This is a genomic window from Nitratidesulfovibrio oxamicus (assembly GCF_015731765.1).
GTDB classification, from domain to species: domain Bacteria; phylum Desulfobacterota; class Desulfovibrionia; order Desulfovibrionales; family Desulfovibrionaceae; genus Cupidesulfovibrio; species Cupidesulfovibrio oxamicus.
This window is the reverse complement of the sequence record NZ_VRYY01000719.1, coordinates 1-11522: the sequence shown is the minus strand read 5'-3', so window position 1 is coordinate 11522 and position 11522 is coordinate 1. Positions and strand designations below refer to the sequence as shown.

The 11522-nt window shown below is 65.5% G+C and carries 12 protein-coding genes and 2 riboswitches; of the genes, 9 read left to right on the top strand and 3 right to left on the bottom strand.

Features of this window, described 5'->3' with window-relative positions:
* The 7 genes from FVW20_RS17660 to thiE form a co-directional block, all read left to right on the top strand.
* Positions 1-536, top strand: a 536-nt coding sequence (locus FVW20_RS17660) for a DMT family transporter (protein WP_196610610.1), incomplete at its 5' end; no start/stop codon positions are given.
* A 482-nt stretch (positions 537-1018) separates the two neighbouring features.
* Positions 1019-1435: a universal stress protein gene (locus FVW20_RS17655; RefSeq protein ID WP_196610609.1), complete on the top strand. Its 417-nt coding sequence runs from the start codon at positions 1019-1021 to the stop codon at positions 1433-1435.
* A 361-nt stretch (positions 1436-1796) separates the two neighbouring features.
* Positions 1797-1900, top strand: a riboswitch (TPP riboswitch).
* Between the two features lie 95 nt (positions 1901-1995).
* Positions 1996-2101: riboswitch (TPP riboswitch) on the top strand.
* Between the two features lie 74 nt (positions 2102-2175).
* Complete coding sequence (thiS, locus tag FVW20_RS17650; RefSeq protein WP_043608334.1) at positions 2176-2376, top strand: sulfur carrier protein ThiS; 201 nt, start codon at positions 2176-2178, stop codon at positions 2374-2376.
* Positions 2376-3176 (top strand): thiazole synthase, encoded by an 801-nt coding sequence (locus tag FVW20_RS17645; protein WP_196610608.1) that lies wholly within the window; start codon positions 2376-2378, stop codon positions 3174-3176. The genes thiS and FVW20_RS17645 overlap by 1 nt, the downstream gene beginning before the upstream one ends.
* A 137-nt stretch (positions 3177-3313) precedes the next feature.
* On the top strand, positions 3314-4582 hold the full coding sequence (gene thiH, locus FVW20_RS17640; protein ID WP_196610607.1) for a 2-iminoacetate synthase ThiH: 1269 nt from the start codon (positions 3314-3316) through the stop codon (positions 4580-4582).
* 136 nt (positions 4583-4718) lie between these two features.
* Positions 4719-5339 carry a sulfur carrier protein ThiS adenylyltransferase ThiF gene (gene thiF, locus FVW20_RS17635; protein WP_196610606.1) on the top strand — a complete coding sequence of 207 codons (621 nt, stop codon included), beginning with the start codon at positions 4719-4721 and terminating at the stop codon, positions 5337-5339.
* A gap of 321 nt (positions 5340-5660) precedes the next feature.
* Positions 5661-6314, top strand: a complete 654-nt coding sequence (thiE, locus tag FVW20_RS17630; protein WP_196610605.1) for a thiamine phosphate synthase — start codon at positions 5661-5663, stop codon at positions 6312-6314.
* 470 nt (positions 6315-6784) lie between these two features.
* Here the strand turns inward: thiE and FVW20_RS17625 are convergent, their stop codons facing one another.
* The 3 genes from FVW20_RS17625 to FVW20_RS17620 all read right to left on the bottom strand — a co-directional run bounded on the left by FVW20_RS17625 (position 6785) and on the right by FVW20_RS17620 (position 8572).
* A complete protein-coding gene (locus FVW20_RS17625) occupies positions 6785-7696 on the bottom strand; it encodes a CREC-EF hand family protein (protein ID WP_231039228.1) in 912 nt (303 codons plus the stop codon).
* A gap of 13 nt (positions 7697-7709) precedes the next feature.
* Positions 7710-7967: a hypothetical protein gene (locus FVW20_RS19895; protein ID WP_231039227.1), complete on the bottom strand. Its 258-nt coding sequence runs from the start codon at positions 7965-7967 to the stop codon at positions 7710-7712.
* Positions 7968-8263: 296 nt separating this feature from the next.
* A complete protein-coding gene (locus FVW20_RS17620; protein ID WP_196610604.1) occupies positions 8264-8572 on the bottom strand; it encodes a helix-turn-helix domain-containing protein in 309 nt (102 codons plus the stop codon).
* A 500-nt stretch (positions 8573-9072) separates the two neighbouring features.
* On the opposite strand from FVW20_RS17620, the gene FVW20_RS17615 reads away from it, so the two are divergent.
* Together FVW20_RS17615 and FVW20_RS17610 are read left to right on the top strand one after the other, a co-directional pair.
* Positions 9073-10821 carry a HAMP domain-containing methyl-accepting chemotaxis protein gene (locus FVW20_RS17615; RefSeq protein WP_196610603.1) on the top strand — a complete coding sequence of 583 codons (1749 nt, stop codon included), beginning with the start codon at positions 9073-9075 and terminating at the stop codon, positions 10819-10821.
* A gap of 7 nt (positions 10822-10828) precedes the next feature.
* The gene (locus tag FVW20_RS17610; RefSeq protein WP_231039226.1) at positions 10829-11356 is read left to right on the top strand and encodes a chemotaxis protein CheW; all 528 of its coding nucleotides are present in this window, start codon (positions 10829-10831) and stop codon (positions 11354-11356) included.
* Positions 11357-11522: the final 166 nt, after the last annotated feature.

The following is an 11522-nucleotide window of genomic DNA, read 5'->3' as shown; positions in this document are numbered from 1 at the left end:
CGCGCACGCTGGCGGGCATTGCCTGCTGCGTGGCCGGGGTGCTGGTGCTGCGGCTTGCGCCCGTTTCCGGCGCGGCGGGCGGCAATGCCGCGCAGTCCCTCACGGCAGCGGGTGTTGACGGCTTGGGCCTGCTGCTGGTGCTGGGCGCGGTGTGTTGCGAAGCGTTGTTCCTGCTGCTGGGGCGCACCCTGCGCACGCCCGTGTCGCCGCTGGCCGCATCCACGGCATGCACCCTGTTCGGCGCGGTGCAGTTTCTGCCGTTGGCCTTGCCGGAGGCGCACCGTGTGACGGAACTGGACCTCACCGGCTGGCTGCTGGTGGGGTACTACGGCGCTGTGATCACCGTGGCTGCGTATATTTTCTGGTTTCGGGGCGTGGCCCGCGTGAATGCGGGAACGGCGGGAGCCTTCACCGCCGTGCTGCCGGTGAGCGCGCTGGGCTTTTCCGCGTTGCTGCTGGGCGAACCGGTGGGCTGGTCGCACCTGGCCGGGGTGGCCTGCGTGCTGTGCGGCATCTGGTGCGTGACGCGGCGTTGATGCTGGGGCGGCAGGGGGCGCGGTCCCGGTGGGATGCTGACGCGGTGTGCGGCGCAGGACGCAAGCCACCCGGGAGGCTGCTTCCATCCTTCGCCGCTCATGCCTACCGCCAGCGGGTGTTTTCCTGTCGTGTCCGCGCGACATGGTGGTGCGCATGGCTGGCCCTGTGCCGATGTCGGCCCGTTATGGGGCTAGGGTTGGCGTGTTGGCGATTTCCTGAGGAAAGATGGCCGTGCGGCACGGAATTTCATTGCCGCTGGCGGCATCACGTCATATACGAAGAGTGAGGGAGAGTGTTTACTTTCCCCCGCGTCCGCGCTTGTTCCCGCAGTCACGATGTCGGCAGGTGGCCTCGGGCCATGCCCCCGCCGACACCCTCTCCGCCTGATGCTTCACGGACGCGTCCTCCGCTGCCACGCGCGCCGCCCGCTGGGGTGCGGCCCGCTTTGCCCGGAACGCCGGAACACCGGAAAGGAGGAGCCATGAAGATTCTCGTTGCCGTCGATTCGTCGCAGTTTTCCGAAAAGGCCCTGGCCAAGGCGGTAGAGCTTGCCCAGAAGGGCGGCGCGGAACTGATCGCCCTTGCAGTGGCCGAACAACCGCTGGACATGGGCGAGATCGCCGTTCCCGTCGATCTTTCCGCCCACTACAAGGCCGTGGCCGCCAAGGCGCTGGAAAAGGCCGCCGAAGTCGCCAAGGGGAAGGGCGTGGCCCTGCGCCCGGTGCTGGAAGGGGGCAGTTCGCCCGCCGACAACATCATCGAACTGGCGAAGAAGGAAGGCGTGGACCTGATCGTCACCGGCAGCCGTGGTCGCACGGGGCTTGAAAAGTTCCTGCTGGGCAGCGTGGCCTCCAAGGTGGTTTCGCACGCCGTCTGCTCGGTGCTGGTGGTGCGCTGACGCGTACCTGGTGCCGGTTTTGGCGGTGCGCTGACGCGCACCGGAGGTTGCCGTTTTCGCATTGTCACGGGGCGCGGGTTCCACCGCGCCCCGTTTGCGCCCGGTGGCGGCAAGAAAGGCGTCGGGCGTACGTTTGGCGCCGGATGATCCCGCCATGCCACCGCCATGTCGTGGCTTTCCAAGGGCATGGTCTCGAACTGCAGCGACATGCCCGCACGGGCGCTTGCAACAACCGTCCGCAGGTCGGAGCCGGGCAGGGGGACCATGCGCCCCATCTGGAGCCGGAGGGCGGGGTGCATCTGGAATGACGACTGGCGAGGATTAACGCTTTACATCCCTCCGCGCCAGGGGTATTGAACGCTCATTCAGCTAGGGGAGCCCGCAGGGCTGAGAGTGGAGCACGTCTCCAGACCCTCTGAACCTGAAGCAGTTTACACTGCCGTAGGGAAGCTGAGCGTACCGCGCCCGAAATGCCGGAAACGCCCGTCCAACCTGCGACGGGCGTTTTTTGTTCGCCCGCCGCACGAAAGCGGGAAAAACCGCGCGACGGACGCGCCACAACGCGAAGCTGGGGGAGCCCGTTCGGGCTGAGAGGGAAGGGCAGCCTTCCGACCCCGAGAACCTGATGCAGGTCATCCTGCCGTAGGGAAGCTTCCTCGCCTTCGGGCCATCAAAGGGGAGCTTGCCGTTCGCAGGCTCCCTTCGCTTTCTCGAACGTCGCGGCAGCGGAGATTACGGCAATGACGATACGCGTGAACGGACAGCAGATGGAATGCGAAACCGGCACGACGCTGCTCCAGTTGCTGGAGCGGATGGCCCTGCGGCCCGAGGCCGTGGTGGTCGAGCGCAACCGCGCCATCGTGAAGTCCGGGGAGTACGGGGCCACCCGGCTCGATCAGGGAGACGAACTCGAACTACTGCACTTCGTGGGAGGGGGCTAGTGACGCACGACACACACGACAACGACACGCTGGTGATCGGAGGGACGGCCCTGACGAGCCGCCTCTTCATCGGCACCGGCAAGTACGGCACCGACTCCCTCATCCCTGACGTGGCCGGGGCCTCGGGCTCCCAGGTCATCACCGTGGCGCTGCGGCGCGTGGACCTGGCCAACCCCAGGTCCAACGTGCTGGCCCACATTCCGTCCCACATGCGGCTGCTGCCGAACACCTCCGGCGCGCGGACGGCCGAAGAGGCCGTCCGCATCGCCCGGTTGGCGCAGGCCGCCGGGTGCGGCAACTGGATCAAGATCGAGGTCATTTCCGACAGCCGCTTTCTGCTGCCGGACGGCTACGCCACGGCCCGCGCCACGGAAACGCTGGCGAAAGAGGGCTTCGTGGTGCTGCCGTACATGAACCCCGACCTGTACGTGGCGCGCGACCTGGTCAACGCCGGGGCCGCCGCCGTCATGCCGCTGGGCGCGCCCATCGGCACCAACCGGGGGCTGCGCACGGCGGAAATGATCGGCGTGCTCATCGAGGAGATCGACCTGCCGGTCATCGTGGACGCAGGCATCGGCAAGCCCTCGCAGGCCTGCGAGGCCATGGAGATGGGCGCCGCCGCGTGCCTCGTGAACACGGCCATCGCCACGGCGGGCAACCCGGTGGCCATGGCCCGCGCCTTTGGCGAGGCGGTGCGCGCCGGGCGCGCGGCATACCTTTCGGGCGCGGGGCCTGTGGCCGCGGCGACTGCGGACGGTGCCAACGCCTCGTCGCCGTTGACGGGCTTTCTGGGGGAATAGCCGGGCGCGCGGCGCACGGGACGGGACGCCACACGCCGTGAACCCGCCGGATGCCCGCTCCGTGCCTTCAGCGTATCCCCCCAATTCCCCGGAGTCTTCCCGCGTCTTCCCGCGTCTTCCCGCACAAGGAGCAGGACATGAGCATGTACGACGTGGTCCGTGAATGGGCCCCCCGCGTGGCGGACGCCCCCCTGCGCGCTTTCATGGAGGCCGCCACGCCAGACGACGTGGCCCGCGTGCTGCGCAAGGAGCGCCTCTCCCCGCACGATCTGCTGACCCTGCTTTCCCCGGCGGCGGCCACCCGGCTGGAGGACATGGCCCTTCGCGCCCGCGAGCTGACGGTGCGCCACTTCGGACGCACCATCCAGCTGTTCACCCCGCTGTACCTTTCCAACCACTGCACCAACCAGTGCCGGTACTGCGGCTTCAACGCGCGCAACCACATTCCCCGCCAGCGCCTGACGGACGAGGAAATCGTGGCCGAGGGGCGGGCCATCGCCGCCACCGGGCTGCGCCACCTGCTGCTGCTTACCGGCGATGCGCGCCATGTTTCCGGGCCGCAATACATCGCACATGCCGCGCGCCTGCTGGCCCCGCTGTTCCCTTCGTTGTCTGTGGAAGTCTATTCGCTGACGGACGAGGAGTACGCGCTGCTGGTGGATGCGGGCATCGACGGCATGACCATGTTCCAGGAAACCTACAATGCGGCCCTGTACCCGGAACTGCACCCCGCAGGGCCCAAGCGCGACTACCATTTCCGTCTGGACGCGCCGGAGCGCGCCGCCCGCGCGGGCATGCGCAGCGTGGGCCTTGGCGCGCTGCTGGGGCTGGACGACTGGCGGCGCGACGCCTTCTTCACCGCCCTGCACGGCTACTGGCTGCAACGCCGGTATCCCTATGTGGACGCAAGCTTTTCCGTGCCGCGCCTGCGCCCCCACGCCGGGGCCTTCCAGCCTGCGCACACGGTATCCGACCATGACCTGGTACAGGTCATCCTGGCCTACCGCATCTTCATGCCCAGCGCGGGCATTACCGTGTCCTCCCGCGAACGGGCGGGCCTGCGCGACAACCTGATTCCCCTCGGGGTTACCCGCATGTCCGCCGGGGTGAGCACCGCAGTCGGCGGCCACGCCGTCCGTGAGCAAAACGGCCACGCCGCCCGCAAGGATGTGGAAGGGCAGGGGGATGGGGGCGGCGCCACCCCGCAGTTCGAGATTTCCGATCCGCGCAGCGCCGATGAAATGGCCGCCGCCATTGCCGCGCGCGGCTACCAGCCAGTGTACAAGGACTGGGAATCGGTGCTGGACGGCGGGTACGGGTGTGGGATAGCGTGCGCCGCGCGACGCACCCCGTCCAGCGAACTTGCCGGGAATTTTACCCCGGCAGCCCCCAGCGCCACGGCCTGATATTCCGAAACGGCAGGATTTTCCGGAACATCCGGAGCCTTTCACAGCATTTCTGAACGGTTCGGAACAGGGCACTGTGCGCGGGGCGGACGAGGCGGGCATCCGCGTCGCAATCCCCCCCTCTTCAGGAGCTTCCGTGAGCATTCTTTCCGATGGTCTCGCCCGGTATCTCGAACATGACCACCTTGAACGCATGGCCGTGGCCCGCGTGGGCATCGCGGGGGCAGGGGGCCTTGGCTCCAACTGCGCCGCCATGCTGGTGCGCAGCGGCCTGCGCCGACTCGTGGTAGCCGACCGCGACGTGGTCGAACCCTCCAATCTCAATCGCCAGCAGTACCAGCCGTTCCATCTCGGCAAGTCCAAGGTGGACGCGCTTGCCGAAAGCCTGCGCATCATCGAGCCCCGCCTGGTGGTCACCGCCCGGCGCGTGGAACTGACCCCCACCAACGTGGCCGACGTGTTTGCCGGGTGCGACATTCTGGTGGAAGCCTTGGACGACCCCGAGGCCAAGCGCATGTTCGTGGAGGCCGCGCTGGAAATGGGCGCCTTCGTGGTGTCCGCCTCTGGCATGGGCGGCTGGGGCGGCCCGGCCATGCAGATGCGCCGCATGGGCGACCGCATGGTGCTGGTGGGCGACTTCACCAGCGAGGTGGGCCACGACCTGCCTCCGCTGGCACCGCGCGTGACCATGGCGGCGGCCATGCAGGCGGATGCGGTGCTGCACCACATACTCGGCCCCTGCCCCGGTTTTGTGTAATCGGCGTCAGGGCGGGCATATGCTGCGTCAAACAGGCTTTCCGCGCGGGTCACGTACCGAAGGCGTACGCTCCCCTTGCGGAAAGCCTGTTTTCCTTGCCTTTACCCACCCTGACGCCGATTACAGGCGGGGTGCCGGTTCGCGGTGGGGCCATATGCAGCGTCAAGCCGACTTTCCCTGCCGCTGACCCGGTCGCGCGCGTTACGCAGGTTGTGCAGGGGCGGTAGGGCAGGTGTTTCTATGGACTTATAACTCGCTTTGATGACTTGGTGTTCCGCGAAAGCCCGAAATCTCAGTTCTTTCCCAAAAAAGGAGCATCCCATGCCGCGCATCCTTCCCGGCAGCACGCCGGAAGCCGACATCTACTGCCTGACCGATGACGGGCTGTCGCGGGGGCGGTCTGCCGTGGACGTGGTGGACGCCATGCTGCGCGGCGGCGCCCGCATCGTGCAGTACCGTGAAAAGGACAAGCACGCCGGTGAGATGCTGCGCGAGTGTCTGGAGTTGCGCCGCATGACCCGCGAGGCCGGGGCCTGCTTCATCGTCAATGACCATGTGGACATCGCCATGTTGTGCGATGCCGATGGCGTGCACGTGGGGCAGGACGACCTGCCCGTGCTGGCGGTGCGGCAACTGGTGGGGCCGGGGCGCATCATCGGGCTGTCCACCCATTCGTCGGAGCAGGCCCGCGCCGCCGTGGCAAGCGGGGCGGACTACATCGGCGTGGGGCCCATTTTCGCCACCAAAACCAAGAAGGACGTCTGCGCGCCCGTGGGGTTCGAGTACCTGGACTGGGTGCTGGCCAACATCTCGCTGCCCTTCGTGGCCATTGGCGGCATCAAGCTGCACAATGTCGGGCAGGTGGCCGCGCATGGGGCGCGGTGCTGCGCGCTGGTCTCGGAAATAGTGGGTGCGGACGATGTTGCCGCCCGCTTCGCGGAAGCCCGTGCGGCCATGGGGGCGGCGCGGGGGTAGTCTGTTTCGTCGCCTGTGCAGGGTCCGTGCGGCGATGGCGTGGCGTCTGTGCGGTGCCTGTCCGTATCTGGCGTCGTCCGTTTCCGTCGTCTCCACATGGCATGCAACAACGCGGCGCTCCCGAAAGGGCAGCGCCGCGTTGTTCATTGCACGCGGCAACGGTGCGGTGGCCACGCCGGACAGGAGGCCCACCGTCAGGCGATTTCCTCCAGCAGGCGATTTCCTCCAGCAGGCCGGAGACGCCAGCGGACGTGCTTGTCGAATCTCCCGAGGCGAACAGGCCGGAGAAGTCGAAGCCGCCCGCGCTGCCGTAAGCGTTCATGGCCCGCCGCAGCCAGGGTGGAGTCGGATTCGGACGAAGACGCCACGCCGCTCTTGATGGCGGCGGACCAAGGCCAGCCGGGGGCATGGCGCGATGGGCCGTAACAAGCCCCCGGCAAGCGATGTGTGTGCGAGGTGGCTGGCCCGTGCTAGACGCTTTCTGCTGCCCCCGTGGCTGCCCGAGCCGCTTCGGCGGCTGCGTCCGCCAGCACGTTGGTGATGTCGCCAACAGTGGAATTGTCCGCCGTGGCGGTGCCTGCGTCACCCGATGCGGAACCGCCAGTTGCCGCAACGGCACCGGAGGTGTCCGTGGTGGTGCCCGTGCTGCCGGTGGGGGCGGTTTCGAACAGGGCGGTCATCAGGCCGCCCATGTTGCCCTCGTACCGATCCACGGCTTCGCGCGCGGCCATGCCGTAGGCCCTGCGCCCGTAGTTGCTGCGCGCCACGGAACTCAGCGCGTGCAGGGTGCCCATGACGTCCAGCATCTGTTGCAGCGATCCGCCGAATTCATTGGCGGTGACGCTGCCGTCGCCGTCGGTGTCGAACTGCGCAAAGCGGTTCTGGTCAAGGCCGGATTCCGACTGCGACAGGCTGCCGTTGTCGTCGGTGTCCAGGCGCTCCACGATGCGCTGGGCAATGCGCGAGGCCATGGCCCCCACCGTGCCCGACTGGGCGGACGCGGTGGCTGCTGCCCCGGCGGCGGTTGCCGTGGTGTCCGAGCCGCCGTCAGTGGGATCCGTGGTGTCGGTGTCCTGCAGGGTGGCGGGGACCGTCAGGCGCACGGCCAACTTGCCGTCCAGTGTGGCGGCAATGGCGCCCGCCAGCGCGGCGGTGGAAAGCTCGCCGGAAGAGAGCAGTCCGTCGCCATCGGTGTCCAGGCTGGTGAATACATCGCCCCCAAGGCCGGTTTCCGTGGCAGAGAGGGCGCCGTCGCCATCCGCATCGCCCTTTTCTAAGAGCAGCCCGGCCATGGCTGACGCCTGTTCCGCCGTTGGTCCTGTTGCCGCGGCGGGCGCAGGCGTTTCGTCCGCGCCGGTTTCGGTGCCGGTGTCCGACCGCATCAGGTCTATCAGTTCATCGCGTTTGCTGCGCAGCCCTCCCTGCGCGCAACTCGCGGTTGCTGACGGCGCCGTCGCCGTTTTTGTCCAGGGCGGCAAAGGCCGCCCCGGACAGTTGCGACTCGGTGGCGGAAAGACCGCCGTCGTCGTCGGCATCCAGTTCCTCCATCATGGCGCTGGCCAGGCGGGCTGCGGCCCTGCCCATCCCTCTGCCCCTGCCGTGCCACGGGTCCCACCCGCTGCTGGAGATTCCTCCGTGGTTCTCGATGCTCATGCGTCCTCCGTCTGCCCTCCCAGGTCTGCCCGGGGCATGGCCCCGGGTATCAAGCCGCAACACGAACGGCGGCGGAAGGTTTTGCCCGCTTTTCGGGCTGCACTGCACGACGCAAGTTTTGTTCCGGGGACGTTATTTTCCGGGTTCGCAGGCAGACGCCCCATGTCGGGGGGACCGGGCCGGAAGCCCCCTGGGCCGGAATGTCGGTCGGATGGGCAGGGCGACGGGCCGGGCCCTGGCGCCATGGTGCGGAAGGTTGGCCCCATGGACCGATGCGGCAGGCGCGGCGCGCAGGGTCAGTCGCTGTCCGGCCCGCCATCGGGTGTCGTGGCATCGGGGCAGCCGGAAGCGGCGACGGCGGCGCGGTCGGGGAAGGCCCTGTCGATGAGTCTGCCCGGCGATACTCCCATGGCCTCGGCAATGGCAAGGATGTTCAGCAGGCAGAGATTGCGTTCGCCCCGCTCCACACCGCCGATGTATGTGCGGTGCAATTCTACTCTTTCTGCCAACTGTTCCTGGGACCAGCCGAGTGCCTCGCGGAACTGGCGGATTGTTGCACCTAATTCCATAAGTTGTTGTTTTTCTTGTGCAGAATAGCCTGGCATGGCTTCCTCCGTTGGCTGAAAGAATCCACTCAGGTTCTGCGTTGACGACTATAAGTCTACAGACTATAAGTATCACACCTCGCCTTTGATTCCCAATGCCATGTATTCATGGCTCTATTTTAAGAAAAGATGGCTAAACAGCGATTTGTGCATTCTGTCAGTACGAGTATGGTTTTGTGTTAATGCGTCCTGTATTTCTATTTAACTTTGTATGTGAAATTTCTGTTGCATGTAAAATATCAATACATGAGTAGCGTTGCTGTCTATAATATTCATTTTTTTCATATCAATTAAAAATGATATATATATTTTTGATGTACTATGTTGTCTCTGCAGTTGATGCAAATTGTCTTGATAAGAATCGGACTTATTTTGAATATCTTTATGATCAAGAGTTTTTTTTAGTTTTAAAGTAATGTAATATTGTTTGTTTCAAAGGATGGATAGTCAGGTGTCAGAGGGATGAAAAAAATGGGATAGAATATGTTTTGGAGTTAGTCATGACGTTAAAGGCAAAGTTGATCTCGAGTTTTGCTGTGCTGATTGTTCTTATTGCAGGCGTTGGTGGGTATTCTTCGGTGCAGTTGCGTGATATTTTTGGCGATGTCATCAATCTTACGCAGAACTGTATGCCAAGCATAAAGGCTGTTGGAGATATTCGTGGCAACGTCAATGAGGTGCGACGTCAGCAATTGCAGCACATCATTGCGCGTGATGAATCCGCCATGGAGGAAATCGAGAGCAGCCTGAAGGCCGTCGACGGGCGGCGGTTGGCCAACAGCACTATCTACGAGAAGCTGATTTCTTCCCCAGAGGAACGTGCGGCCTTCCGGGAATACAATTCGAATTTCGAGAAATACTTGGCAGGGCTGGACAAGATGATCGCCCTTTCGCGCCAGAATCGCACCGAAGAGGCCATGGCCCTGGACACGAAGGAGCTCAAGCCTGCTTTTGACGCTGCAATTATCGCCCTGCGCCGCTGTGTGGAATTGAACGACAAGGGGTCCAAGGATTCCGGCGATGCGGCCGGGGCGCGCGTCTCAGCCACCCAGCAGGTCAGCATCACGCTGGTTGCCGTGGCTCTGCTGATCGGTGTGGGGGCCGCCGTGTTCCTCATCCGCTCCACCCTCAACCAGCTTGGGGAAGACCCCGGCTACTTGCAGGGTGTTTCCACAGAGATTGCCGCCGGCAACCTGAACGTGAGCTTCCGCGCCGACAGACCTTTGTCCGGCGTGTACCAGGCCATGCAGGCCATGGTGGCCACCCTCAAGGGCAAGATAGCCGAGGCCGACGAAAAGACCGTGCTGGCAGAGGCCAAGGAGCGCGAGGCCATGGCCGCCACCGCAGCGGCGGAAGAAGCCCGCAAGCAGGCGGAAAACGCCAAGCGCGAAGGCATGATCCAGGCCGCCCAGAAGCTGGAAGGCGTGGTGGAGGTGGTGTCTTCTGCCTCCGAAGAGCTTTCCGCCCAGATAGAACAGTCCGACCGGGGCGCGGAAGAACAGTCCAAGCGCGTGGCCGAAACCGCCACCTCCATGGAAGAAATGAACGCCTCGGTGCTGGAAGTGGCCCGCAACGCGGGCACCGCTGCCACCTCGTCCGAAAACGCCCGCAACAGGGCCGAAGCGGGCGCGGCCATCGTGAACGACGTGGTTCGCGAAATATCGCAGGTGCAGCAGCAGTCCATGGACCTGAAGCGCGACATGGAAGACCTGGGCCGCCAGGCCGAAGCCATTGGCCAGATCATGAACGTCATTTCCGACATTGCCGACCAGACCAACCTGCTGGCGCTGAACGCCGCCATCGAGGCGGCCCGCGCCGGTGACGCCGGGCGCGGATTCGCCGTGGTGGCCGACGAGGTGCGCAAGCTGGCCGAAAAGACCATGCAGGCCACCAGCGAGGTGGGCAGCGCCATCCGGGGCATCCAGCAGGGCGCGCAGAAGAACATGGATAACGTGGACCGCTCTGTACGCGCCATCGAGGAAACCACCCGCCTGGCCCAGGACTCCGGCGCATCGTTGAAGGAAATCGTGGCCCTGGTGGATTCGGCCACCGACCAGGTGCGCGGCATCGCCACCGCTTCCGAACAGCAGTCCGCCGCCAGCGAGGAGATCAACCGGGCGGTGGAGCAGGTCAGCACCATTTCCGCCGAAACGGCGCAGGCCATGCGCGAGGCGGCCAAGGCGGTGTCCGAACTGTCCAACCAGGCCCAGGTGCTGCGCCGCCTGGTCGAAGAACTGAAGCAGGCATAGGCGCACCATGGAAGCCACTCGCGAAGACATTGCGTCCGCCGTACCGGGGGCGTCGGGCCGGTTCCGGCTGGACGGCGGAGATGGCGGGCTGCTGCAACTCGTCACCTTCACGCTGGGCGAAGAGGAATTCGGCGTGGACATCCTGCGGGTGCAGGAGATCATCCGCATGATGCCGGTCACCCGCGTGCCAGCAGCGCCCTCGTTTGTCGAAGGCATCATCAACCTGCGCGGCAAGGTCATCCCCGTCATCGACATGCGGGCGCGTTTCGGCCTGCGGGCCGGGGCGGCGGATGAAAGGACCCGCATCATGGTGGTGGAGATGGAAGGCCGTGTGGCCGGGTTCATCGTGGATTCGGTATCGCAGGTGCTGCGCCTGCCCGCCTCCACGGTGGAGGCCCCCCCTGCCGTCATCGAGGGGGGCGGCTCCGACTTCATTCGCGGCGTGGGCAAGCTGGAAGGACGCCTGTTGCTGCTGCTCGACCTGGACCTGCTGCTGGGCGAAACCGAGAAGGCCGTGCTGGACGGCATCCGCTAGGCTGCGCTGCGCCGTAGCCGATTCGGTCTGCACCGAATCGGGGCGCCTGACGGCGGGATCACTTCAACGACTGCTCCGTGGGCGTGCCGCGTGTGACGGCGCGCAACGCGATCCCCCGCCGTGCCCGGACGCGCGGCAACGCCCACGCTGCATGGCGGCCCGTCGC